Here is a 25532-nt window from a genome sequence, read left to right as displayed (position 1 = left end):
CAGGCGCTCATTCCGTTCGATTGCATGTCGTTCAATCGGTACAGGTGTTGTTATTCGCCACGCATGAACCTCTCTTGTCTCGCACACGGTATAAAATTTCCCCTAAGAAATTTCTATTCTGATTGAATAGAGGTTTTGTCTTGCCGGGAGAAGTGTGGTGCCGTACAGCGTTGACGATGTATTGAAGGGGGCGCAATTGCAGGCCGACCGGTTGATGTGCGCCATCCTGTGGATCCTGTTCGTCCTGGGACTGGCCTTGTCCAGCCTGCACGACACCTTGTCCTGGGCCCTGCTGGTCGGATTGCCGGCAGCCCTGCTGCCCACCCTGGCAATGCTCGTGCACGGCGGCAGCCGGCCGACGCGCCTGATGGTCGGGGCGGCGATGATGGTGTTCTGCGCCCTGCACATCCACCAGGCGGCTGGCCGCAGCGAGCTGCACTTCGGGATCTTCGTGCTGCTGGCCTTCCTGCTGGTCTACCGCGACTGGGCCGTGATCGTCGCCGCCGCCGCCACCGCGGCCGTGCACCACCTGTCGTTCAATTATTTGCAGGAACTCGGTTTCGGCGTGCGCTGCCTGGCCGAGCCCGGCCTTGCCAACGTGCTGGTGCATGCCGCCTATGTGGTGGCGGAGACTGCGGTGCTGTGCGTGCTGGCCGGGATGCTGCGGCGCGAGGCGCTGCAGTCGGCCGAACTGCGCGCCAGCGTGGCGGCGATGGCGAACGAGGGCGGCCGGATCGACCTGCGCGCCGACAGCCTGCCTGCCGGCAGCGACAGCGGGCGTGCGCTGCGCCAGGTGGTGAGCATGCTCGAGCAGGCGCTCTCCAGCGTCCAGCGCAGCGTGCAGGCGACCAGCGTCACCGCGGTCCGGATGGCCGCCGGCAATGCCGAACTGGCTGCTCGTACCCGGGCCCAGGCCGAGTCGATCCATGCCACCGTGGCCTCGATGGACGCGCTGACCGGCACCGTGCGCCAGAACGCGGACCGCGCCAGCGCCGCGAGCGAACTGGCCGGCAATGCCGCCGAGGTCGCGGCGCGGGGCGGCGCCGTGGTCGGCCGCGCGGTGGAGCGCATGACGGCCGTCGATGCCTCGGCGCGCAAGATCGCGGACATCATCACGGTCATCGACGGCATCGCCTTCCAGACCAATATCCTGGCGCTGAACGCAGCCGTCGAGGCGGCCCGCGCCGGCGAACAGGGGCGCGGCTTCGCCGTCGTCGCCGGCGAAGTGCGCAACCTGGCCCAGCGCTCGGCAGTGGCGGCGCGCGAGATCAAGGCGCTGATCGGCGAATCGGTGGCCGAGGTCGCGGCGGGCAGCGAGCTGGTGCGCCAGGCCGGCACCACCATGGAACAGGTGGTGGACAGCGTGCGCCAGGTCTCGGCCCTGATCTCCGGCATCAGCAGCGCCAGCCGCGCGCAGGCGGGCGGCATCGCCGCCATCGGCGAGGCGATCGGCGCCATGGACGCCGCCACGCGCGACAACGCGCGCATGGTGGAGGGTGCCGCCAGCTCGGCCGATGCGCTGGAAGAAGAAGCGCGCCGGCTGGCCGAGGTGGTCAGCGTGTTCCGCCTGGGGGAGGCGCCGGTGGCACAGCCGGCGGCGGCCGCCCGTCCGGCCCTCGCGGCCCGCTGATATTGTCGGCAGGCACGCCGGGGAAAGTTCGCCCCGGGCCTCAACTGCGGTAAAATCGCGGCATGTCCTATCAAGTCCTCGCCCGCAAATACCGTCCCAGGAACTTCGACACGCTGGTCGGCCAGGAGCACGTCGTCCGTGCCCTGACCCATGCGCTGAAAACGGGCCGCCTGCACCACGCCTACCTGTTCACGGGCACGCGCGGGGTCGGCAAGACGACGCTGTCGCGCATCCTGGCCAAGTCGCTCAACTGCGTGGGCCCGGACGGGCAGGGCGGGATCACGCCCGAGCCCTGCGGCCAGTGCGAAGCCTGCCGCGCGATCGACGCCGGGCGTTTCGTGGACTACATCGAGATGGACGCGGCCTCCAACCGCGGCGTCGACGAGATGGCCCAGCTGCTGGAACAGGCGGTGTACGCGCCGAGCAATGCGCGCTTCAAGGTCTACATGATCGACGAGGTGCACATGCTCACCAACCACGCCTTCAACGCGATGCTGAAGACGCTGGAAGAACCGCCGCCGCACGTGAAATTCATCCTCGCCACCACCGACCCGCAGAAGATCCCGGTCACGGTGCTGTCGCGCTGCCTGCAGTTCAACCTCAAGCAGATGCCGCCCGGCCACATCGTCGGCCACCTGGAAAACATCCTCGGACAGGAGGGCGTCACCTATGAGCAGCCGGCCCTGCGCCTGCTGGCGCAAGGCGCCCACGGCTCGATGCGCGATGCGCTGTCGCTGACCGACCAGGCGATCGCCTACGCCGCCGGGCAGGTCACGCTGGAAGCCGTGCAGGGCATGCTGGGCGCGCTCGACCAGTCCTACCTGGTGCGCCTGCTGGACGCACTGCTGGCGCAGGACGGTGCCGACCTGATGGCGGTGGCCGACGAGATGGCCAGCCGCAGCCTGTCATACAACGGCGCGCTGCAGGACCTCGGCACCTTGCTGCACCGGATCGCGCTGGCGCAGTCGGTGCCCTCGGCGGTGCCCCAGGACTTGCCGGAACTGAACGACATCCTGCGCCTGGCGCAGGCCTTCGACGCGCAGGAAGTGCAGCTGTATTACCAGATCGCGGTGCATGGCCGCAACGAGATCGGCCTGGCGCCGGACGAATACGCGGGTTTCACCATGACCCTGCTGCGCATGCTCGCTTTCCGTCCGGGGCAGGGTGGTGCCGAGCAGGCGGCGGCGCCCGCCGCGGCTGCCGGCGCCAGCCCGGCCCCAGCCCCGGCGGCGCGCGCGGCGGCGGTGGCCGCGGCCAGCCATGCGGTGGCACCGGCGCCGGTGCCCGGGCGTCAGACTCCGCCGGCCGCACCGCAGGCGCGGGACCAGGCAGCGCCGGAACGTGCGCCAGTTGCCTCCAGCCCGGCTCCTGCCATGAGCTCGGCGCGCGCCGCGATCAATGCGGCGCTGGAAGCGGCGCGTGCCGCGTCCGGCCGCAACGGCGGCGGGGGCGCCAGGCCGCGCGCCGAGGCGCCGGCCGCCAGCGCACCGGCTGCCAGCCCCGCCACCGCTCCTGCCGCACCGGCAGCCCCGGCGCCCTCCGCGCCGCCGTCCGCGCCAGGCCCATCCGCCGCGCAGCAGGGCGCAGCGGCCGCCCGGCCAGGACCTGGCGCCAGTCCGCCATGGGACGCGGCGGCACCGCAGGCGGCCCAGCCGCAGCGGCAGGCGCCCCAGGCCCGCATGCGTCCGGCGCCGGCCGATGACGAGCCGCCGTCCTGGGTCACCGAGTTTTCCGACGATACCGCCGTAGCCGCCGATGCGCCCGCCGTGACCGGCGCGCCGCAGGCGGCGAACGCGCCGGTGCAGGCGCGCGCCCCGGCCGCGCCGCCGCACGCCTACGTCGTCACGCCGGTACCCGTCATCGGCTGGGACGGCAACTGGCCGGCGCTGGCCGCCAACCTGCCGCTGCGCGGCGTGGCCCAGCAGCTGGCCTTGCAGACCGAGCTGATCGACTGCGTGGCGCACGAGGGCGCCGCGACCTTCCGCCTGCGGGTGCCGGTCGATACCCTGCGCGCCAGCGGCAACAGTGAAAAGCTCAGCGCCGCCCTGCAGGAACATTTTCCGCAAGTGCGGATCAACCTCGATACCGAGATCGGTCCGGTCTGGTACACCGCCGCGGCCGAAGCCAAGGCCGCGCGCGAGGAGCGCCAGCGCCAGGCCGAAGCCCTGGTGGCCGCCGATCCCTTCGTGCAGGCGATGGAACGCACGTTCGACGCCTTCGTCGTGCCCGGCTCGGTGAAGCCGGCAGCCGCCTGAAAAATACTTAACCCATCCGGAACTTATTGGAGAAACCGACCATGATGAAAAACCAGCTCGCAGGCCTGATGAAACAGGCGCAAGCCATGCAGGACAACATGAAGAAGGCGCAGGAGCAGCTGGCCCAGATCGAAGTCGAAGGCCAGTCGGGCGCCGGCCTGGTCAAGGTCGTGATGACCTGCAAGAACGACGTCAAGCGCGTCACCATCGACCCCTCGCTGCTGGGCGACGACCGCGACATGCTGGAAGACCTGGTCGCGGCCGCCTTCAACGACGCCGTGCGCAAGGCCGAAGCCACCGCGAGCGAGAAGATGAGCGGCCTGACCGCCGGCATGCCGCTGCCGCCCGGCTTCAAGATGCCTTTCTAAGCAAGGATTTTGCCATGTCCAGGTCGCTCGACTTCCTGACCGAGGCACTGCGGCGCCTGCCCGGCATCGGTCCCAAGTCGGCGCAGCGCATGGCCTTCCATTTGCTGCAGCATGACCGCGAAGGCGCGGCCATGCTGTCGCGTGCGCTCTACCAGGCGGTGGATACCGTGCACCACTGCGCCATGTGCAATACCTTCTCCGACACCGAGGTGTGCGAACTGTGCGCCGACGAGAGCCGCGAGCGGGCCCTGCTGTGCGTCGTCGAAACCCCTGCCGACCAGATGATGATCGAGCAGACCCTGACCTACAAGGGCCTGTACTTCGTGCTGATGGGGCGGCTCTCGCCACTGGACGGCATCGGCCCGCGCGACCTGCACCTCGACAAGCTGGTCGGCCGCGCCAGCGATGGCGTGGTCGAGGAAGTGGTGCTCGCCACCAATTTCACCAACGAGGGCGAAGCGACCGCCCACTACATCAGCGAGATGCTGAAGGCGCGCGGCCTGAAGGTCAGCCGGCTGGCGCGCGGCGTCCCCGTCGGGGGCGAGCTCGAGTATGTCGACGCCGGTACGATAGCGCGCGCCATGCTCGATCGCCGCAGCGCATAATCCCCTGCAAGACGACCCGGTAGCAGAACCCGCCAGGCTGCGTGCGCGCAAGCCCGGACGGTGGGCCGCTGCCATCGTGGCACTTTCAGCGGATCCACCATGCATCTTGTCGACATCACGATGTTCTATGCCGCCGAAGGTGGCGGCGTCAGTACCTACCTGAATGCCAAGGCGCGCTGGCTCGCACGCTTCGGCTGGGCGCGGCACACGATCCTCAGCCCCAACGTGGGCGAGGACGACGGCCCCGGCCTGGTGCGGGTCCCCGCCGTGTCCTTGCCTGGGATTAATGGTTACCGTATGCCACTGTCGGTGGCCGCCGCCGCGCGGCGCCTGCGCGCGGCCCGCCCCGACCTGATCGAGGCGGGCGACGCCGGGCACTGCGCCTGGGCCGCGCTGCGCCTGCGCCAGCAGCTCGGCATTCCCGCCATCGCCTTCTACCATTCCGACCTGCCGCGCCTGGTGCGCAACCGCTTCGGCGACACCCTGTTCCACGGCACCCGCCGCTACCTGGCCCACCTGTACCGCGAATTCGACACCGTGCTGGCACCCAGCCGGCTGATGGTGCGTCAACTAGCCGAAATGGGCGTGACCCGGGTCCTGCACCAGCCCCTCGGCATCGACAGCCAGGTGTTTCATCCGGACCGGCGCCGCGCCAGCCTGCGCCGCGAACTGGGCCTGTCGGAGGGCACCCGCCTGCTGGTCTATGCCGGCCGCTTCACGGCCGACAAGAAACTGGGCATCCTGATCGAGGCCGTGCGCCGCCTCGGCTCACCCTACCACCTGCTGCTGGTGGGCGGAGGAGATGCGCTGCCGCGCCACCCGCAGCTGAGCTTCATGCCGTTCCGGCGCGACCAGCGCGCGCTGGCCGGCGTGCTGGCCAGCTGCGACCTGCTGGTGCATCCGGGAGATTGCGAGACCTTCGGACTGATCGTGCTGGAAGCCATGGCCTGCGGCCTGCCGGTGGTGGGCACGGACGGCGGCGGAGTCGCCGAACTGGTGGATGAAACAACCGGCCTGCTGGCCCGTCCGGATGACGCCGCCAGCCTGGCCGGCGCGATCGAGGCCATGTATGGCCGCGACCTGGCGCGCCTGGGCGCGCAGGCGCGGCGCAAGGCGCAAGGCTACGACTGGAACCAGGTTTTTCCGCAGCTGATGCACCGCTACGGCAGCCTGCTGGCGGCCCGGGCGGATGTGCGTCCCGTGCCGGAGCGTATCTGTGTTCCCGACTGAATCCGCAGGGGCGGAACGCGACACCGCACACGCCGCCGTGGACAGCCGTGCGCCCGCGTTATGCGTGTCGATCCACGACGTGGCCCCCGCCACCTGGGACGCCTGCGCCCGCCTGGCCGAGGCCGTGCGCGAGGTGGCCGATATTCCGCTCACCTGGCTGGTGGTGCCGCAATACCACCGCCCCGGCGGCGACGCGGCCAGGATGGAGGCAGGGCTGGCGCAGGCGCTGGCGCGCGGCGACGAACTGGCCCTGCATGGCTTCACCCACCTCGATACCGCCCCGCGCGCAACTGGCCTGGGCGAACGCTTCCTGCGCGGCACCTACAGCCGCGAGGGGGAATTCGCGGCCCTGGGCGCCGCCGAAGCGGCGCGCCGCATCCAGTGCGGACTCGACTGGTTCGCCGCGCGCGGCTGGCCGGTGCGCGGCTTCGTGCCGCCAGCCTGGCTGATGGGGGAGGGCGCCTGGCAGGCGCTGCGCGGCTTCGACTTCGACTACACCACCAGCTTCCGGCATTTCCACCCGCTGCGCCGCGCGGCCCACGCTGGCGCGCAGGATCCGCCACCGCTGTTCTCGCCCTCGCTCGTGTATGCGGCGCGCAACCGCAGCGGACGGCTGGCTTCGCCCGTGCTGGCCGACCTGCTGGCCCTGGTGCTGGCGCGGCGGCCCCTGGTTCGCCTCAGCCTGCATCCGCCCGACCTGCGCTATCCGCGCCTGCTGCGCCATGCGCAGGCCACGGTCGAGCGTATGCTGGCGCAGCGCACGGCGCTGACCAAGGCCGCCTTCGCGCAGCGCCTGCTTACCAGTACGGACCCCAGTAGCCCCCGCCCCGCCAGTAGCGTCCACCCCAGCCGCCGTAATAGGTCGGACCAGTCTGGCGTAATTCCTCGCGCGTACTGAGCTGCAGCACGCAATGGCGCCACTGGTCGCTGTTCTCGGCGTAGCCAAGGCGTGAGCAGGCCGGACCGTAAATGGTCATCAGCTCCGCCATTTCGGCCTGCATGCGTTCGGCGCGCTGCTGCGGCGTACTGCAGGCCGCCAGCGCCATCGTCATGGCGAGCACCGCTGTTTTCGAGAGATTCATGATTTACTCCTCTGTCCGCCGTCCTGGCGGCCCGCTTCCAGTATAGGACGGCGCCGCAATGTCCGTTGACCGCGTCCCAATCGTGCTTGACCCCGGTCCGCGCCGACAGTTTTTCTGGCAAGATACTCTTCAAACAAAAGAGGGGACAAGATGCGACTGCGCCGCTGGAAAACCTGGACCCTGCGTGCCCTGGCCGGGCTGCTGGTGCTGGTCGTGCTGGCGCTCGCCGCCGCCTGGCTGATCCTGCGCGCCAGCCTGGCCCAGCTCGAAGGCGAGCGCCGCGCGCCCGGCCTGGACGGCCCCGTGACGGTGGCGCGCGACGCGGCCGGCGTGCCCCTGATCAGCGGCAACAGCCGCGCCGACGTCGCCTACGCGACCGGTTTCGTCCATGCCCAGGAACGTTTCTTCCAGATGGACCTGCTGCGCCGTACCGCCGCCGGCGAGCTGGCCGAGCTGTTCGGCCCGCGCGCGCTGCCGCTCGACCGCGCGCGCCGCCTGCACCGCTTCCGCGCCCGCGCCGACGCGGCGCTGGCGCGCCTGGACGCGAAGGAGCGGGCCCTGCTGGAGCGCTATGTCGCCGGCGTCAACGACGGCCTGGGCGCGCTGCGGTCCCGGCCCTTCGAATACCTGCTGACCGGGACCGAAGCGCGCCCCTGGCGCGCGGCCGATTCGCTGCTGGTGGTGTGGGCCATGTACATCGACCTGCAGGACAGCCAGGCAGAGCGCGAGCTGGCGCGCGGCTGGCTGCGCACGCACAGCACCCCGCAGCAGCTCGCCTTCCTGCTGCCGGAGGCGAGCCGGTGGGACCATACGCTGGACCGTACGCTGGACGATACGCCCGGCGCCGCCGCGCCCGGGCCCGTGCCCATCCCCGCCACCGCGCCCGCCTGGTGGGGCGCAGCTGCCGGCCAGGGGCAGCGTCTGGCCGGCGCCGACTCCGTCGATGCGGTCGGCAGCAACAACTACGCCGTGGCCGGCAGCCGCAGCGCCAGCGGCGCCGCGATCGTCTCCGACGACATGCACCTCGGCCTGCAGCTGCCCAATATCTGGTACCGGCTGGCGCTGCGCTTTCCCGATCCGCGGGGCGGCCAGCGGCGCCTGGCCGGGGTCAGCCTGCCGGGCGCGCCGCCGTCGGTCATCGTCGGCAGCAATGGCCAGGTGGCCTGGGCCTTTACCAACAGCTATGCCGACCTGCTCGACCTGGTGGTGCTCGGGCGCGGTCCATCCCGTCCCGGACAGCTGCGCTTGCCGGGCGGCTGGGAGACGCCGACGACCCACGTGGAGCTGATCGCGGTGAAAGGAGCGGCACCGGAACGCTTCGTCGTGCGCGAGACCTCGCTCGGCCCGGTGCGCGAAGCGGGCGGACGCGCCTACGCCGTGCACTGGATCGCGCACGATCCGGCCGCGGTCAACCTGCGCCACCTGGCGCTGGAACGCGCCGCCAGCGTGGAGGAAGCGCTGGCGCTCGCCAACGTGGACGGCATCCCGGCCCAGAACTTCGTGGCCGGCGACGCGGCCGGCAATATCGGCTGGACCATCGCCGGCCCGCTGCCGCAGCGCAGCACGCCGGCGCCGGCCGCCAGCTTCCCGCTGGAAGAGGGCGTGCCCACCTGGAGCGCGCTGCTGCCGCCGCAGCGCTACCCGCGCGTGCTGAACCCGGGCGACGGCCAGCTCAGCACCGCCAACAGCCGCCAGCTGATGGGTGCGGGTGCCGGCCTGATCGGCGACGGCGGCTTCGACATCGGCGCGCGCAACCGCCAGCTGGCCGACGGCCTGCGCGCGCTCGGCACCGGGGTCGGCGTGGCGCGCGCTTTCGACGTGGCGCTCGACGACCGCGCCCTGTTCATCGCTCCCTGGCGCGGGCGGGCGCTGGCCGCGCTCGACCAGGCCGCGCTGGCCGGCCACCCGCAGCGCGCCGAGTTCCGGCGCCTGCTGGAGCGCAGCTGGGATGGACGCGCCAGCGTCGACTCGGTCGGCTACCGCCTGGCGCGCGGCTATATGTGGGCCCTGCACGATTTGCTGTATGGCGGCGCGCGCGCCGCGCAGCAGGCGGAGGATCCCAAGTCGGGTCCGGTGGCCGGCACCAGCCGCTGGCCCGAGGTGGTGGCGCGCCTGCTCGATGCCCGGCCCGCCGCCTGGCTGCCGCCCGCCTACGCCGACTGGCGCGCGCTCGAGCTGGCGGCGGTGGACCGGGTGATCGCCGAGCTGACGCAGGATGGCCAGGCGCTGGCCGGGGCCAGCTGGGGGCGGCGCAACACGGCCGCGATCGCGCATCCGGTCAGCATCGCGGTGCCGGCCCTGAAGCGCTTCCTGGGCGCGCCCGCCGACCAGCTGCCGGGCGACGCCCACATGCCGCGCGTGGCCGGGCCGTCCTTCGGCCAGTCGCAGCGCCTGACGGTGTCGCCCGGGCGCGAAGAGGAGGGCCTGTACAACATGCCCGGCGGGCAGAGCGGCCATCCGCTCTCGCCCTTCTTCCTGGCCGGGCATGCCGAATGGGCGGCCGGCCGGCCGGTACCCCTGCTGCCCGGGCATGCGCGCCATACCTTGCGCCTGCTGCCGGCGCGCTGAAGCGCGGCGCGGCTCATTTCGCCGCCAGCGGCAGCCGGGCGGACAGCATGCCGGCGATCGCATCGGCCGGTGCGGGGTGGCCCAGGTAGTAGCCCTGCACCATGTCGCAGCCATACTCCTCGAGCAGGCGCAGCTGCTCGCCGGTTTCGACGCCTTCCGCCACCACCGCCATCCTGAGCCCGTGCGCCATCGCGATGATGGCGCGCGTGATGGCCGCGTTCTGCGCATCCTGCGGCAGGCCGTGGATGAAGCTGCGGTCGATCTTCAGCGTGCGCAGGTCGAAGCGCTTCAGGTAGCTCATCGACGAGTAGCCGGTGCCGAAGTCGTCGATCGACAGCTGGACGCCGATCGCGCGCAGCTGCTCCAGCGTGGCCAGGGTGGCCAGCGCATCGTCCATCAGGGTGCCTTCGGTCAGCTCGAGCTCCAGCAGGCGCGGATCGAGGCTGGCGTCGAGCAGGGCCGAGTGCACGATCTGCGCCAGGTTCTCGTCCTTGAACTGGCGCGCCGACAGGTTGACCGCGATGCGCGGCGTCCGCCCGCCCAGCTTTTGCCAGCTGCGCGCCTGGCGGCAGGCGGTGCGCAGCACCCATTCGCCGATCGGCACGATCAGGCCGGTGTCCTCGGCCAGCGGGATGAACTCGGCGGGCGACACCAGGCCGCGCTCCGGATGGCGCCAGCGCACCAGCGCCTCGACCCCGACGATGTCGGCGCTGCGCACGTCGCGCTGCGGCTGGTAGAGCAGGTACAGCTCGCCGTTCTGCAGGGCCTTGCGCAGCCCCACCTCGAGCTTCACCTGGCGCATGATCTGCATGGTCAGCGCGGCGCTGTACAGCTTGGCGTTGTTCTTGCCGCAGTTCTTGGCGTGGTACATCGCGGTGTCGGCGAACTTGAGCAGCGAGCCGCTATCCTCGGCATCTTCGGGGAACAGCGAGATGCCGATGCTGGCCGTGACGAAGATCTCGTGGCAGTCGAGGGCGAAGGGCCGGCGCATCGCTTCGCGCACGCGGCTGGCCACGTTCAGCGCATCCTCGGCCCGTTCGAGGTCCGGGAGCAGGATGGTGAACTCGTCGCCGCCCAGGCGCGCCAGCTCGGCCGCTCCCTGCGCTTCGCCATCGGCGCGCGCCACCAGGTCGCGCGGACGGATGGTGTCGCGCAGGCGTTCCGAGACCAGCTTGAGCAGCATATCGCCGGCATCGTGGCCAAGCGTGTCGTTGATGCGCTTGAAGGCGTCCAGGTCCATGAACAGCACCGCGAACTTGCGCTTGGCGCGCCTGGAGCGCTGCAGCTCGCGCTCCAGCGTTTCGAGGAAGGCCTGGCGGTTCGGGATGCCGGTCAGGCCGTCGCAGTAGGCCAGGCGCCGGATCTGTTCTTCCGCGCGCTTGCGCTCGCTGATATCGCGCACCAGGCCGAGCACCTGCGACGCGCCGGTGGCGACCAGGCGCGCCTCGACATGCTGGAGCGCGCCGTCCCGTTCCAGCGCGTACTCGACCGAGCGCAGTTCCCCCGTGGCCAGCACGGTGCGCATCTGCCCGAGCATGCGCGCGGCGACCGCGGCCGGCAGGACCTCGGTGATGTGCCGGCCGGCGCACGGCACGCAGGGAGCGCCTGCGGAGCAGGCGGCGGGCAGGGCGGCTTCCTGTTCCAGGCCGGGGGCATAGTCGAGATAGTAGCCGTCGCGGTCGAGCCGGAAGAAGCTGTCGGGGATCGCGGCCAGCACCGCGCGGTTGTGCGCGTCGGCCAGGCGCAGGCGCGCGATGGCGTCGCTGGCGCGCAGCACGTACAGCACGCGGTGGCCAAGGATCGGCCAGTTGATCGGCTTGGACACGAAGTCGGTGGCGCCGGCTTCATAGGCGCGCGTTACCGCCTCCAGGTCGTCGCTGCCGGTGACCATCACGATCGGCACGCCGCCGCCCCCGCCTTCACCCCGGCCGTCCGCGCCGGCTGCGCTGCCGCTGCGCCGGATCGCCGCGCAGGCCGCGAAACCGTCCATGCGCGGCATCTCCACGTCCAGCAGGATCAGGTCGGGCGCGTGGCGGCGCGCCAGTTCCACCGCGGCTTCGCCGTCGGCCGCCTCGATCGCCTCCAGCCCGACCTGGGCCAGCATTTCGCGCATCAGCATACGCATTACCGGATCGTCGTCGGCGACCAGTACCGTGCCACGCCGCATGGTTGGAGCAGGCATATCAGGTTTCCTTTTCAAGCATGGCATGCAGCGCGGTGCGCACTGCCTCGAATTCGCGTTCCATGTCGGCCAGGACGGCCAGGATGGCCGCCTGGCCCGCGTCCGCGCCGGCGCGTCCGAGCAGTTCGAACTCGCGGCACAGGGCGGCCAGGCGCAGCGCGCCGACGTTGGCGCTGGCCGACTTCAGGCCGTGGACCAGGCGCCGCAGCAGCGCCGCGTCGGGCCCGCCGAGCGCCTGGCGCAACGCGGCGAGCTGGCGCGGCGCTTCGGCCATGTAGGCCTGGACCACTTTCTGCACCAGGTCCGCGCCGGCGTCGCAGCTGAGTGCGCGGATATTGTCGAGCGCGGCGCGGCTGACGGCGGCGCAGCGCGGAGCTGGTCCTGGTCCTCGTCCTGGTCCGGCATCGCGCGCCGGTTGTGGCGCCACGTCCGCCGGAAGGCTGGCACGCGGCAGCGCGACCCAGCGTCCGAGCACGGCCGCCAGCTGCTGCCGGGTGAAAGGCTTGGACAGGTAGTCGTCCATGCCCGCAGCCAGGCAGGCGCCGCGGTCGCCCTGCAGGGCGTTGGCGGTAAGCGCGATCACCGGCAGCGGCCCGGCGTGGCCCGCTTCGCGTTCGTGGCGGCGGATGGCGGCGGTGGCGGCAAAGCCGTCCATGACCGGCATCTGGCAATCCATCAGCACCGCATCGAAGCCGCCGGCGCGCAGCGCATCCAGGGCTTCCTGGCCATTACCGGCGCAGTGCGCCTCGAGCCCGAAATTCTCCAGCATCGCCTTCGCGACTTCCACGTTGACCGGGTTGTCCTCGGCCAGCAACACGCGTGGCGCGCGGCGCGGTCCCGCCGGAAGGGGATCGGCGGCTGCGGCGATGCCGGCCGGCGCCGCAGGCGGCAGGGCTAGGCGGGTAGCGCCGGTGGCCAGGCAGGCGACCAGGTCGGCCGCGCGCGCCGGCTTCACCAGCTGGTACGCGACGCCGGCCATGCGGCGCTGCACCGGGTCCGCCGCCAGCCGTCCGGGGCTGAGCAGCACCAGGCGGGTGGATACGTGCAGGCCGGCCGGAAGCTTGGACCTGAGGGAAGCCGCCAGCGCCAGCCCGCTGGTGTCGCGCAGCTCCATGTCGATCACGGCGGCATCGTAGGGCTGGCCGGCGCGCGCCGCGCCAAGCAGGCTGTCGTGGCCCAGCACCGCGCTGGCGGCGCCGTGCGCGCTGGCGCCCCAGCCCTGCAGCTGGCCCAGCAGCTCGGTGCGGCTGTGTTCGTGTTCGTCGACGACCAGCACGCGCAGCCCGGCCAGCGGCCGCGGGCGCTGGCCGGGCGCATGCGCCGTATCCGGGTGCACGCGGCGCTTGTCGAAGCCGAGCGTGAACCAGAATACCGCACCCTGTTCAGGTGCGTTGTCGGCGCCGATCGCGCCGCCCATCAGTTCCACCAGCTGCCTGGAAATCGCCAGCCCCAGGCCAGTGCCGCCATAGCGGCGGGTAGTCGACGCGTCGGCCTGCGCGAAGGCCTCGAACAGGTGCGCACGCGCCGCACGCGCGATGCCGATGCCGGTGTCGTGCACCTCGAAGCGCAGCGTGACCTGCTGCGCATCCTCGCGGCTGACCCGCACGCGGACCTGGATCCGGCCCTCCCCGGTGAACTTGACCGCATTGCCCAGCAGGTTGGCCAGGACCTGGCGCAGCCGGTTCGGATCGCCGCAGATCGCCACCGGGATGTCGTTGGCGATGTCGAAGCCGAAGCCGATGTCCTTGGCCGCGGCCTGCGGCGCATAGACCTTGTGCAGCTCGTCGAGCAGGTCCCACAGGTTGAAGTTGAGGTACTCGATGGCCAGCTTGCCCGCCTCGATCTTGGAAAAGTCGAGGATGTCGTTGATGATCACCAGCAGGTGTTCGCCCGAGCGCTTGACCAGGCTGGCGTAGTTGCGCTGGACCTCGGTGAGCCCGGTCGCGAGCAGCATATCGGTCATGCCCAGCACCCCGTTCATGGGGGTGCGGATCTCGTGGCTCATGGTGGCCAGGAAGGCGCTCTTGGCGCGGCTTGCCGCTTCTGCGGCGTTCTTCGCCTTTTCCAGCTGTGCGGTGCGCACGCCGACCTGGCGCTCCAGTTCGTCGCGGTGCTGCAGCAGGGCCGCGCCGCGATCCTCGATCTGGGCCAGCATGGTATTGAAACTGTCGATCAGCTGGCCCAGCTCGTCGCTGCGCGCATGCGCGATGCGCAGGCTGTAGTCCTGGCTGGCGGAGACCTGGCGCGCCGTCCCGATCAGCCGGGACACCGGTTCGGCGATGCTGCGCGTGAAGCGGCCGGCCATGGCCACCGCCACCACCAGCGCGACACCCATGGCCAGCGCCATCAGCGCCAGCCCGGCCACGATCTCGGTCCAGGCTCCCGCCAGGTCGGTCTCGATCATCACCACGCCCACCTGCAGGCCGGGGCTCGCTACCGGCTGGTACACGCGCAGGTGGCGCGCCAGCAGGTGCTGGCCGGCGGCGTTCGCAGCGGCCAGGGCGGCGCCGTCGATACCGTCCAGCACCGGGGAGATGGGACGGTTGCTGGCGCCGGCACGGTACTGGGCGAAGACCTGGCCGTGGCGGTCGTACAGGGCAGCGGCGGAGATGTCGCGTTTGCCGGCCAGCGCGGCCAGGGCCGCCTGGGCGCGCGGACGGTCGCGCAGCAGCAGGTGGTCGGCACTGCCGGCCGCGATCACCTCGGCCAGGGCCGACAGCTGGGCCGCGGCGTCCCGGCGCTGGCTGGCCACCGAGGCCGCCGCCAGCACCGTGAACACGAACACCAGCGCGGTCGCGGTGGAGAACAGCGAGATGGTGGTCAGCTTCTGGTTCAGGCTGGAACGCGCGAAAGTCGGCATGCTGATCCCGCAGGACGGCAGGAACGGCCCGGCGCCGGACGGCGCAGGGCTTCCTTTGCGGAGTGCAAGTTCCCGCAAGAAAAAAATATACGTTCAGGGGGGAGAGGTGGGATTGAGAGATATCAAAGCGCCGCCGTGCCGCGCAGAGCGGAAGGGGCGCCGCAGCGCCCCTTCGTCGTGGATGCGGGCCGCCGTGCTTCAGCAGCAGGTGGCCCGCTTGCCGCCATACCTGGCTTCCTGGCGCTCGCGGAAGAATTCCTCGTAGCTCATCGGCGTTTGGTCCGGATGGGTGCGTTCCATGTGCGCCAGGTAGGTGTCGTATTCGGGCAGGCCGACCATCAGCCGCATGCTCTGGCCAAGGTATTTGCCGGCCTGCTTGCCGGCGTCGAGCAGGGTGCCGAACATCATGACACCTGTGGCGTGGGCATGGCCACGTACGGGGTTTCCTTCACGGTCGGGCCGCTGCTGGCGCGCGCCGCCAGCACGGTGCGGATGCCGTACACCAGCACCGCCAGCACCACGACCATGAAGAAGCCGGCCAGCGCGGCGTCGACGTAGTCGTTGAAGATGATGCGCTCCATCTGCTCCACCGTCTTGGCCGGGGCCAGCACGGTGCCGGCATCGTGCGCCTCCTGGAACTTCCTGGCGTGGGCCAGGAAGCCGACCTTCGGGTTGGCGTCGAAGATCTTCTGCCAGCCGGCGGTAAGGGTGCAGGCCAGCAGCCAGAGGGTGGGCACGATCGTCACCCAGGCGTACTGGGCGCGCTTCATCTTGAACAGCACGCAGGTGCCGAGGATCAGCGCGATCGCGGCCAGCATCTGGTTGGCGATGCCGAACAGCGGCCACAGGGTGTTGATGCCGCCCAGCGGATCGACCACGCCCTGGTACAGGAAGTAGCCCCAGGCCGCCACGCACAGGCCGGTGGCCAGCAGGTTGGCCGGCAGCGACTCGGTGCGCTTCAGCGAAGGCGAGAAGGCGCCCAGCAGGTCCTGCAGCATGAAGCGGCCGGCGCGCGTGCCGGCGTCGACCGCGGTCAGGATGAACAGCGCCTCGAACAGGATCGCGAAGTGGTACCAGAAGGCCATCATGGCCTGGCCGCCGATCACGTTCGACAGGATGTGCGCCATGCCCACCGCCAGGGTCGGGGCGCCGCCGGCGCGCGAGATGATGGTGTGTTCGCCGACGTCGCGCGCCATCTGGTCCAGTGTTTCCGGCGTGATCACGAAGCCCATCTGCGATACGGCGGCCGCGGCCGATTGCGCGGTGGTGCCCAGCAGCGCGGCCGGGCTGTTCATGGCGAAGTAGACGCCCGGGTCGATGGTGGCCGCCGCCACCAGCGCCATGATGGCGACAAAGGATTCCATCAGCATGCCGCCGTAGCCGATGAAGCGGGCGTGGGTTTCGTTCTCGATCATCTTGGGCGTGGTGCCCGAGGAAATCAGGGCGTGGAAGCCGGACACGGCGCCGCAGGCGATGGTGATGAAGAGGAAGGGGAACAGGTTGCCCGACCAGACCGGGCCGCTGCCGTCGATGAACTTGGTGACGGCCGGCATGCGCAGGTCGGGGGCAACGATCACGATGCCGATCGCCAGCGCCACGATGGTGCCGATCTTCAGGAAGGTCGACAGGTAGTCGCGCGGCGCCAGCAGCAGCCACACGGGAATCACGGAGGCCACGAAGCCGTAGCCGATCAGCATCCAGGTCAGCTGGGTGCCGGTGAAATTGAAGGTCGCGCCCCAGGTCGGCGAATCATGCACCCACTGCCCGCCGACGATGGCCAGCATCAGCAGCACAAAGCCGATGAGCGAGACTTCGCCGATGCGGCCGACGCGCACGAAGCGCGAATACAGGCCCATGAACAGCGCGATCGGGATCGTCGCCATGACCGTGAACGTGCCCCAGGGCGAGCCGGTGAGCGCCTTCACGACGATCAGGGCCAGCACTGCCAGGATGATCACCATGATCATGAAGCAGCCCAGCAGCGCGATCAGGCCCGGGATCTCGCCCATCTCCGACTTGATCAGGTCGCCCAGCGAGCGGCCGTCGCGGCGGGTGGACATGAACAGCACGATGAAGTCCTGAACGGCGCCGGCGAAGACGACGCCTGCCAGGATCCACATCATGCCCGGCAGGTAGCCCATCTGGGCGGCCAGCACCGGGCCGACCAGCGGGCCGGCGCCGGCAATCGCCGCGAAATGGTGCCCGTAGAGTACGTACTTGTTGGTCGGTACGTAGTCGAGGCCGTCGTTGTACTTGTGGGCCGGGGTCTGGCGGCTGGGGTCCAGGCCCAGCGCCCGGTAGGCGATGAACCTGCTGTAGAAGCGGTAGGCGATCAGATAGACGCAGACGGCCGCGGCGACGATCCAGATCGCGTTGATGGTCTCGCCGCGCTTGACCGCGACGAAACCGAGCGAAAAGGCGCCGAGGACCGCCAGCGCAATCCAGCCGAGCGTACTCGACAATTGTTTCATGGTGCTCCTCCGAAGATGGCAGCGACAGGCTGGGACGGCCTGCCAGCCGCCGCAGATTGGACAGCCTGGCTTGCAGTATGTTGCACGAATATCAGCACTGCAAGCGCATGATTACGCGCCGGGATGCGGCGCGCACCATCCGTGTCGCGGTTGTTTTCCTGCATTGACAGGAAGTATCCGTGGAGAAACAAAATAGTTGCGTTCTCATAATCGGTCGAATAAGATTGCCCGAATACTATTGAGAGCCCATCCAATGGCCGCGCTGGACCCCGCCCCATTTCCACTGGTAGTAATCGACCCGGTCGCCAATGGGCAGAACGAATGGGTGGCCCTGTGCCTGCGCCTGGAGGCGGGGGAGGGCTTGCCGCTGCGCCTGCAGGCGGTGTTCGGCGCGCCGGACCTGCTGGCCGCGATCGCGCCGCTCGACGCCCTGCTGCTGCTGGACGACCCCGCCGCGCTGACGCCGCCGGTGCTGGCCCTGCTGCCGGCCAACCGCGTCGGCTTCGTGGTCGCTGCCAGCGTCCTCGCCCTCGACGGCGTCGCGCGCCGGCTGACCGAACTGCACGAACTCGGCTACCGCCTGTGGCTGGAAGGCCCGCTGCCGCCCGGCGTGGCGGCACCGTCCGCGCTGCGTACCGTCACCCACGACTGCGCCCGCGCGCCGCTGCCGGCGGGACGTCTAGCGGCCCTGTTCGGCCCGCACCTGGCGCGCGGCGTCGATACGGCGCGCCACTTCGCCGACAGCGAGATGGCCGGCTTCGACTGGTTCTGCGGCGCCTATCCGCAGGACCCGGCCCTCGCCGCCGGGGAAAACCAGGACGGCAGCTCGCGCCGCCGCATCCTGACCCTGCTTGGCCTGCTGTCGCGCGACGCCGACTCGCGCGAGATCGAACTGCAGCTCAAGCAGGATCCGACCCTGTCCTACCACCTGCTGAAGCTGGTGAACTCGGCCGCCTTCGCGGTCAGCACCCGCATCACCAGCTTCCACCAGGCCATCAGCCTGCTCGGCCGGCGCCAGCTGCAGCGCTGGCTGCAGCTGCTGCTGTACGCGCGCCAGCAGCCCGATGGCCTGCCCAACCTGCTGCTACCGCTGGCGGCGCGCCGCGGCGCCCAGCTCGAATCGCTGTGCAAGCAGGACGGCGGCGAGCGCGACGAGTGCGACCTGGCCTATATGACCGGCGTGTTCTCGCTGCTCGACCGCCTGCTGCACATGCCGATGCGCGAGATCGTCGCCGAACTGCACCTGCCGCCGCACGTCACCGATGCCTTGCTGGCGCGCGGCGGCGTCCTCGGGCGCTGGCTGCGGCTGGCCGAAGCCCATCCGGCCCGGGCGGCGCTCGACGAGGCCGAGATCGACGCGGCCGACTGGTGGTACAGCCAGTTGCAGGCCTATCACTGGGCGATCCAGGTGGGGCGGAACGTCTGACATGCACGAGGTCGCACCAGTTGACGCAGCAGTGAATTTCGTCGGCGGTTCGACCGCCGTGTGCGACGCCGTCCTGCGCCTGCGCGGCGAGGCCCTGCATGCGGAACTGGGCCGGATCGCGGCCGCGCTGCTGGCCAGTCCGGTCGGCCGCTTCCTGCCGGGCGCCGGCATCGGCGCGCCGGCCGGCAACGGGCCGCTACTGCGCCAGGTGGTGGCCGGCAGCGCGGAACAGTTCGGGATCTACGAGGTGGCCGGACGCGCCGCCTATGCGGCCGAGGACGCGCGCCAGCTGGCCGGCCTGGCCCACCTGACCGCGTCGCTGCTGCAGGTGCACTCGCTGGCGGTGCGCTCGACCCACGCCTACGCGCAGATGGAAGCGCAGCTGGCGCACCAGTCGCAGATCCTGGACCAGATCCACGAGTCGGTACTGACCATGGACCAGATGGGCTACATCACCAGCTGGAACCGCGGCGCCGAGGAACTGTTCGGCTACACCGCGCTGGAAGCGATCGGTCGCAACATCCTGTTCCTGTACGCCGACGAGGACGAAGGTTTCGAGGACAGCTTCGTGGAGCAGGGCGGGCGCATGATGGAGGTGCGGCGCCGGAAAAAATCGGGCGAGGTGTTCTGGGCCAGCCTGTCGCTGTCGCCGCTGCGCGACCTGGCCGAGCGCCCGATCGGGCTGATCGCCTACCTCACCGACATCACCGAGCGCAAGCAGGCCGAGGAAAGGCTGCACCACCTGGCCTACTACGACGAGCTGACCGGGCTGCCCAACCGCACCCTGTTCGCGCGCCTGGTCGACCAGGCCCTGATCGTCGCCCAGCGCAACGAGACGGCCGGCTGCCTGTTGTTCGTCGACCTGAACCGCTTCAAGCGCATCAACGACACCCTTGGCCGGCGCATCGGCGACGAGCTGCTGCGCCAGGTGGCGCAGCGCTTCCGCGCTACCTTGCGCGACGAGGACGTGGTGGCCCGCCTGTCCGGCGACGAGTTCGCGGTGGGCCTGTTCGACATGCGCCAGCACTTCGAGGCCACCACCGTGGCGCAGAAACTGCAGGCTGCGCTCGACGCGCCCTTCCTGATCGGCGGCCACGACCTGCGCGTGGGCGCCAGCATCGGCATCAGCGTCTACCCGCAGGACGGCAACGAAGCCGAGACCCTGCTCGGCCTGGCCGACATCGCGATGGAGCGCGCCAAGCAGCTCGACGCCGACCCGGACCGCAGCGTCGCCTTCTACAGCCAGGACATGAACCAGGGCATGCAGGACCGCATGCGCATCGAGTCCGGCCTGCGCCAGGCGCTCGGCAACGGCGAACTGATCCTGTATTACCAGCCCAAGTTCGAGATCGGCACCGACCGCCTGGTGGGCGCCGAGGCGCTGGTGCGCTGGCTGGACCCGGCGCGCGGCATCGTGCCGCCGGGCGAATTCATCCCGCTGGCCGAGAGCACCGGCCTGATCGTGCAGGTGGGCGAGTGGGTGCTGGAACAGGCCTGCGCCCAGGCCGCGCTCTGGCAGCGCGCCGGGCTGCCGCCGTTCCGCCTGGCGGTGAACGTGTCGGCGCGCGAGTTCACCGCGTCGCTGCCGGCGCGCGTGGCGGCCACGCTGGCGCGCTACCGGCTCGACGCGTCCTGGCTGGAGCTGGAGATCACCGAGAGCACCCTGATGCACGACTTCGGGCGCGTGACGGCGATCATGGACGATATCCACCGGCTGGGCGTGGCGCTGTCGCTGGACGACTTCGGCACCGGCTATTCGAGCCTGTCCTACCTGAAGCGCTTCCCGATCGACACCCTCAAGATCGACCGCTCGTTCACCACCGGAATCCCGGGCGACCCGAGCGACTGTGCGATCGCGGGCACCATCGTCAGCATGGCGCAGCAGCTCGGGCTGCGCGTGATCGCGGAAGGGGTAGAGACGGTGGAGCAGCTGTCCTTCCTGCGCGAATCGGGCTGCGACGAAGTGCAGGGCTACCTGTACAGCAAACCGCTGCCGGCCGACGACTTCGAACGCAGCCTGCGCGAGAACTGGCTGCTGGTGGCCTGAATCTGCTGTCCGGCGCGGACGGTTTATGTATAATGCCGGTTCCTCAAGGGAAGCGTGGCCGAGTGGTTGAAGGCAGCAGTCTTGAAAACTGCCGACGGGGGAACCCGTTCGTGAGTTCGAATCTCACCGCTTCCGCCAAGCATACTGAACAAGAGCCCCACAAGTTGGGGCTTTTTTTCGTCTCCTCATAGGAGAAATGTCAAAATCGGTGTCCATCGACGTCCACTAGAATCTACCTGCATCCCGCTCTTCAGAGTGGGTAGGGCGGTGGGTAGGTTTGAGAGTGAAGAATGTGGTCGAAAGGTGGGTACACCGATGAGCTACACGATCAACAAGCTTTCTGCGATCAAGGTGCGTTCCGTGACACGCCCAGGGCTTTACGGTGACGGCGGCGGATTGTGGCTGCAGGTGTCCAGGAGCGGATCGAAGAGCTGGATCTTTCGCTACGATCTCGCCGGACGGCGCCGCGAGATGGGACTTGGTTCCTGCATCACCGTCGACCTGGCGCTGGCGCGTGAGAAGGCGAGGGAATGCCGCCTGCTTCTGCTGGATAAGCGCGACCCGCTAGACGAACGGGATAAAACCCGAGCCGAGCATGCGCAGCGCCAGGCCAAGCGCGTGAGCTTCGACGAATGCGCTGCATCGTACATCGACGCGCACCGTGGCAGCTGGAAGAGTGCAAAACACGCGGCGCAGTGGGAGACCACGCTCGCCATGTATGCCAGCCCTGTCATTGGCTCACTGCCGGTGGCCGACGTGGACACGGACCTGATCGTGAAAGTGCTCAGCCCCATCTGGAAAGCGAAAACTGAGACCGCGACACGCCTGCGCGGACGCATCGAGAGCATCCTGGACTGGGCGGCCACGCGCAAGTTACGTCATGACGTAAATCCTGCGCGCTGGCGCGGACACCTGGAAAACCTGCTCGCCAACCCGAACAAGATCGCTCCGGTGAAGAACCATCCCGCGCTGCCATGGCGTGAAGTGGGCAGCTTCATGACGGAGCTGCGCAAACGCGAAGGTGTCTCGGCTCGTGCGATCGAGTTTGCGATCCTGACGGCGTGCCGGTCGGGCGAGGTGCGCGGCGCGACCTGGGATGAGATCGACCTTGAAGCGAAGCTGTGGACCATCCCCGCCGGGCGCATGAAGGCAGGGAAGGAGCACCGCGTGCCGCTGTCCACCGGTTCGATAGTCCTCCTGCGTGCGTTGGAGCGCCGTGGGGCCTTTGTTTTTCCAGGGCGAGACGCGAAGACGACGTTGTCGGACATGAGCCTTACGGCCGTCCTGCGGCGAATGGGGCGAAGTGACATCACCGTCCATGGCTTCCGCTCGACGTTCCGTGACTGGTGCGCGGAGTGGGAAGGCAACTCGTTCCTGCGCGAGGTATGCGAGCACGCGCTGGCGCACAACCTGCCGGACAGGGTGGAGGCGGCATACAGGCGCGGAGACCTGCTCGACAAGCGTGTGATCCTGATGCAGGCATGGGCCGACTATTGCGCAAGCGACCAAACCGCGGCGTTAATCGCGCAAGAACGCAGGTGAGTGGCTTTTAACACTCTGGAGGATTACGTCATGACGTAATCAGCTGCGCCGCGTTGCCAATCAAGTGTAGTCTGGGGTAAGTACAAGCTGCTCCTTGATTGCGCCTGGTTCCCATGGACGCAAACCCTGATCCTTTGCCAAGCGAATGCGCTGTACCTTCATCGCATCGATCAGGTCTGCCGGCGAAGCGGCAGTCTCCAGCATTGGCAGGGTTTGCTCGGCTTCGAGGAAGAAGCGGTGACGCGCCTCGCTTCCCGCCGACAGGAAGGCTTCTTCCCACCATTCGGTGATCCGATCGCTGGCGCGTACCAGTCCGGTCTGAGTGACCAGACGGTTCGACTTCTCGTTGTTGATCCGCTTCGATGCGGGCATCAAGTTCCAGGCATCTCCGCAGGGCCATGCAGCAAAGGGAAAGCAATGGTCGATGTCGTAGTCATCCCGCAGGCGCTGGCCCGACCAGACGCAGTAGATGGACTTGCCCCGCGTGCGAAGCTGTTCGACAGCGGCGCGCGCAAAGCTGGTGTCGCGCTCGGGATTTGCCCAGGCAAACAGCGAGTACGCAGTCTGGCCAAGTGCCGGGCCAAGTTGGCCCGCGTAGGACTCCATCAGGCGCACCCACTCCGCAACGAGGACCGGTTCGACCCACACGTTGTAGTGGCTGAGCGCATCCCAGATCTGGAGCGGAACGTGAAATTCGCCGAAGCTCCACAGGAAAGGGTCATCAATGCGCAGGCTTGATGGGGTCGATGTACGGCGTTGGTGTCTGATGTGGAAGATGTTCTCGTCGCTCGCCGGCCAGCGCAGGTACTTGACCGGCATTTCGCGGATCAAGCGGGAGATCTCCCACAGGCTTCCATGAAGGTGCCGCGCTGTGTCGTTGTAGAACGCCATCCCCGCACGAAGGTCCACCGGGCGAATGGGACGCAAGGCCGTAAAGTTGTTGGTCACGAATCCCGGTACGTTCCCGGCCCGGTTGGGTGGCATTTGAGGAAGCCCACCCTCGATGAGCGGCTTGTACATGCGTAGCCAAAAGAGCGCCACCAGGCCCATTGGCAGGACAACGGAGTCCGATTCATGGCGGGCAGCTCCGGCCGCGGTATCGGCGATCCTGGCGAGGATACGTAGCAGCGCAATCTTGTAGGTCGATGACTTCCCGTCGGTGAGGATCAAGTGGCGTAGAAGCGGAAGTGCGCCCAAGCCATCATCCGGTAGGCCAAGGACCGCAGTCGTCCACGAAATGCTCGGCCGGCCCAGCCTGTCTGGGCTGTCGTCGGTGCGTACCAGCCTGAGGCCGAACTGCTGCGCCATCGCCGTCAGCTCCGAGAGCGTCACCTCGTACATGGCGCGGTCGGTATCGGGTGGGCCGATGCGAAGGCTGATGGCGATGCGTCCGTTTGGCGACAGCAGCGTCGCCAGCTTTCGCAGGGCACGCTGGCGGGCAGTCGGTGGAACGTGCATCCAGACCGCAGAGAGCAGGATCAGATCGAAGGTAAGTCCCAGCCGGCGTACCTGGGCCAGGTCCGGCAGGGTGTCAGCCACCCAGTGAATGCGTGGCGAAGGATGGCGCTGGCGCGCCAGCGTACGCATCGCTTCCGAGGGCTCGGCGGCGACGACATCGTATCCTTTGGCCGCAAACCAGGCAGCGTCCCTTCCGGAACCGGCGCCGACGTCCAGAATCGTCGCGCCGGGCAGTGGTAGCAGATCCAGCAGGGCAGGGTGCACATGCTCGAAGCTCAGCGATTCGTACTGGGAGACAAGCTGCTCGGCGTTCTGATCGTAGTGAGGAATGGTCTGCATGACCTTCGGTATGATTTGTCGACTCATCAATTGTATGCCGAAGCATGCTGCCGCAGAGCAATCGATATGTTTGCAATCGTATGCAAATCCAATGGATTCGATGCCTTCAGTCTTCATCCAGTTCAGGCACACCAGAATAGGAGATATTGAACAAAATGTCGGCATATATGGATAAGTGCCGATGTTTTGTGTAGCCTGGCTTCATGAGTCAACAAGCTGAACGAATTCTTGAGCTTGCCCGGTCCAAAGGCATACTGCGTACACGAGATGTGGACAGTGCCGGTGCACCGCGCGCACTGCTGGCATCGCTGACCGACGAAGGCCGGCTGCTCAAACTTGGCCGAGGCCTGTACACATTGCCCGACCGGTCTGCGTCCGAGTACGAGAGCTTTGCCGAGGTAACAACACGTAGCGGAAGCGGGGTGCTATGCCTGCTTTCCGCGCTGCATTTTCACGATCTGACCACGCAGCAGTCATCCGACATCTGGCTCGCCATACCGCACAAGGCACGTGCTCCGCGTTTCGATTATCCGCCGCTGCGGGTAGTCCGCATGTCGGGACCGGCGATGACCGAGGGCGTCGACATTGCAGACCTTGCTGGCGCCCAGGTGCGCGTGTTTAGCGTGGCGAAGACAGTTGCTGACTGTTTCAAGTTCCGTAACAAGATTGGCCTGGATGTTGCGCTCGAAGCCATGCGCGAAGCCTGGAACGGTAAGCGGGCGACAATGGACGAACTGTGGCGCTATGCGGAGATCTGCAGGGTAGCAAACGTCATGCGTCCGTATCTGGAAGCTGTGGGGGCGGCATGAAAGCAGCGAATCGCGCTGCATCGGTTCGCGCATGGCTTCTGAACCGCACACGGGCCGACAGGACGGACTTCAACCTGATCCTGACGCGGTATTCGCTCGAGCGGCTGCTATACCGGTTGAGCGTGTCGCCTTGGGCCGATCAGTTCCTGCTGAAGGGGGCGCTCCTCTTCGACCTGTGGTTCGACCAGCCGCACCGGCCAACCCGGGAGATCGACTTGCTTGGCTTCGTACCTTCCGAGCTTGACGGCCTCATCGAGGTCTTCAGCAGGTCTGGGTTGAGCCATCCGATGACGGGATGGTCTTTGACCAGGGCAGCGTGCAGGCGGCGCGGATTCGCAAAGAAGCCAACCATGAAGGCGCGCGAGTTACACTGCTCAGCACACTGGATGGTGCGCGCTGCTCGGTGCAGATCGAGGTTGGATACAGCGATGCCGTGACGCCTGTAGCAGACATCTTGCAGTTTCCAGCGCTTTTAGAGAATGTCGCGCCACCACCGTTGCGTGCCTATCCCATGTACACCGTCATCGCTGAAAAGTGAAATAGCCCCTTGATTCACCAGACACAGTTGATGCTGTATCCTTACGGATAGGAATAAGACTGTGAGTATGACTAGTAACAAGCAAACCATCGAAGTCGTGACGGTGTCCGAAGAGCGACGCC

The 25532-nt window shown here is 68.5% G+C and carries 18 protein-coding genes, 1 tRNA gene and 1 pseudogene; 14 read left to right on the top strand and 6 right to left on the bottom strand.

Features of this window, described 5'->3' with window-relative positions; translation table 11 throughout:
- The first annotated feature begins 157 nt into the window (after positions 1–157).
- The 6 genes from LE190_RS21945 (at position 158) to LE190_RS17900 (ending at position 6986) form a co-directional block, all read left to right on the top strand.
- Positions 158–1630, top strand: coding sequence for a methyl-accepting chemotaxis protein (locus LE190_RS21945; RefSeq protein WP_225239979.1), 1473 nt, complete (start codon positions 158–160; stop codon positions 1628–1630).
- A 62-nt stretch (positions 1631–1692) separates the two neighbouring features.
- Complete coding sequence (locus LE190_RS17920) at positions 1693–3885, top strand: DNA polymerase III subunit gamma/tau (protein WP_225239978.1); 2193 nt, start codon at positions 1693–1695, stop codon at positions 3883–3885.
- Positions 3886–3926: 41 nt separating this feature from the next.
- Positions 3927–4253 carry a YbaB/EbfC family nucleoid-associated protein gene (locus tag LE190_RS17915; RefSeq protein WP_121561271.1) on the top strand — a complete coding sequence of 109 codons (327 nt, stop codon included), beginning with the start codon at positions 3927–3929 and terminating at the stop codon, positions 4251–4253.
- A 14-nt stretch (positions 4254–4267) separates the two neighbouring features.
- Positions 4268–4858: a recombination mediator RecR gene (gene recR / locus LE190_RS17910; protein ID WP_225239977.1), complete on the top strand. Its 591-nt coding sequence runs from the start codon at positions 4268–4270 to the stop codon at positions 4856–4858.
- A gap of 99 nt (positions 4859–4957) precedes the next feature.
- The gene (locus LE190_RS17905) at positions 4958–6088 is read left to right on the top strand and encodes a glycosyltransferase family 4 protein (RefSeq protein WP_225239976.1); all 1131 of its coding nucleotides are present in this window, start codon (positions 4958–4960) and stop codon (positions 6086–6088) included.
- On the top strand, positions 6075–6986 hold the full coding sequence (locus LE190_RS17900; RefSeq protein WP_225239975.1) for a polysaccharide deacetylase family protein: 912 nt from the start codon (positions 6075–6077) through the stop codon (positions 6984–6986). The genes LE190_RS17905 and LE190_RS17900 overlap by 14 nt, the downstream gene beginning before the upstream one ends.
- Here LE190_RS17900 and LE190_RS17895 read toward each other — a convergent pair.
- A complete protein-coding gene (locus tag LE190_RS17895) occupies positions 6886–7170 on the bottom strand; it encodes a hypothetical protein (RefSeq protein WP_225239974.1) in 285 nt (94 codons plus the stop codon). The genes LE190_RS17900 and LE190_RS17895 overlap by 101 nt on opposite strands.
- Before the next feature lie 150 nt (positions 7171–7320).
- On the opposite strand from LE190_RS17895, the gene LE190_RS17890 reads away from it, so the two are divergent.
- Complete coding sequence (locus LE190_RS17890) at positions 7321–9738, top strand: penicillin acylase family protein (protein ID WP_225239973.1); 2418 nt, start codon at positions 7321–7323, stop codon at positions 9736–9738.
- Between the two features lie 13 nt (positions 9739–9751).
- Here the strand turns inward: LE190_RS17890 and LE190_RS17885 are convergent, their stop codons facing one another.
- The 4 genes from LE190_RS17885 to LE190_RS17870 all read right to left on the bottom strand — a co-directional run bounded on the left by LE190_RS17885 (position 9752) and on the right by LE190_RS17870 (position 17251).
- Positions 9752–11920 (bottom strand): putative bifunctional diguanylate cyclase/phosphodiesterase, encoded by a 2169-nt coding sequence (locus LE190_RS17885; RefSeq protein WP_225239972.1) that lies wholly within the window; start codon positions 11918–11920, stop codon positions 9752–9754.
- Position 11921: 1 nt separating this feature from the next.
- Positions 11922–14780 carry a hybrid sensor histidine kinase/response regulator gene (locus LE190_RS17880; protein WP_225239971.1) on the bottom strand — a complete coding sequence of 953 codons (2859 nt, stop codon included), beginning with the start codon at positions 14778–14780 and terminating at the stop codon, positions 11922–11924.
- 198 nt (positions 14781–14978) lie between these two features.
- Entirely contained in the window at positions 14979–15185 is a 207-nt protein-coding gene (locus tag LE190_RS17875) for a YbdD/YjiX family protein (protein WP_225240091.1), read from the bottom strand.
- Positions 15185–17251 (bottom strand): carbon starvation CstA family protein, encoded by a 2067-nt coding sequence (locus LE190_RS17870; protein ID WP_225239970.1) that lies wholly within the window; start codon positions 17249–17251, stop codon positions 15185–15187. The genes LE190_RS17875 and LE190_RS17870 overlap by 1 nt, the downstream gene beginning before the upstream one ends.
- A 238-nt stretch (positions 17252–17489) precedes the next feature.
- Between LE190_RS17870 and LE190_RS17865 the strand changes: the two genes are divergently transcribed.
- The 4 genes from LE190_RS17865 to LE190_RS17850 all read left to right on the top strand — a co-directional run bounded on the left by LE190_RS17865 (position 17490) and on the right by LE190_RS17850 (position 22266).
- A complete protein-coding gene (locus LE190_RS17865) occupies positions 17490–18677 on the top strand; it encodes an EAL and HDOD domain-containing protein (RefSeq protein WP_225239969.1) in 1188 nt (395 codons plus the stop codon).
- 1 nt (position 18678) lies between these two features.
- The gene (locus tag LE190_RS17860) at positions 18679–20724 is read left to right on the top strand and encodes a putative bifunctional diguanylate cyclase/phosphodiesterase (protein WP_225239968.1); all 2046 of its coding nucleotides are present in this window, start codon (positions 18679–18681) and stop codon (positions 20722–20724) included.
- Between the two features lie 48 nt (positions 20725–20772).
- Positions 20773–20862 (top strand) — tRNA-Ser (locus tag LE190_RS17855).
- Positions 20863–21039: 177 nt separating this feature from the next.
- Positions 21040–22266: a tyrosine-type recombinase/integrase gene (locus LE190_RS17850; protein WP_225239967.1), complete on the top strand. Its 1227-nt coding sequence runs from the start codon at positions 21040–21042 to the stop codon at positions 22264–22266.
- Between the two features lie 60 nt (positions 22267–22326).
- Here LE190_RS17850 and LE190_RS17845 read toward each other — a convergent pair whose 3' ends face one another.
- Positions 22327–24180 carry a class I SAM-dependent methyltransferase gene (locus LE190_RS17845; RefSeq protein ID WP_225239966.1) on the bottom strand — a complete coding sequence of 618 codons (1854 nt, stop codon included), beginning with the start codon at positions 24178–24180 and terminating at the stop codon, positions 22327–22329.
- 86 nt (positions 24181–24266) lie between these two features.
- Between LE190_RS17845 and LE190_RS17840 the strand changes: the two genes are divergently transcribed.
- From LE190_RS17840 to LE190_RS21840, 3 genes and pseudogenes are all read left to right on the top strand, one after another.
- On the top strand, positions 24267–24872 hold the full coding sequence (locus tag LE190_RS17840) for a type IV toxin-antitoxin system AbiEi family antitoxin domain-containing protein (RefSeq protein ID WP_225239965.1): 606 nt from the start codon (positions 24267–24269) through the stop codon (positions 24870–24872).
- Positions 24869–25081: pseudogene (locus tag LE190_RS22035) on the top strand (nucleotidyl transferase AbiEii/AbiGii toxin family protein); the annotation flags it as partial. The gene LE190_RS17840 and the pseudogene LE190_RS22035, both read left to right, overlap by 4 nt.
- Before the next feature lie 86 nt (positions 25082–25167).
- Positions 25168–25410: a nucleotidyl transferase AbiEii/AbiGii toxin family protein gene (locus tag LE190_RS21840; RefSeq protein ID WP_267875339.1), complete on the top strand. Its 243-nt coding sequence runs from the start codon at positions 25168–25170 to the stop codon at positions 25408–25410.
- The last annotated feature ends 122 nt before the right edge of the window (positions 25411–25532 follow it).

This window comes from Massilia hydrophila (genome assembly GCF_020208145.1).
Lineage (GTDB): Bacteria > Pseudomonadota > Gammaproteobacteria > Burkholderiales > Burkholderiaceae_D > Telluria > Telluria hydrophila.
This window is presented reverse-complemented; position numbering and strand designations above follow the sequence as displayed.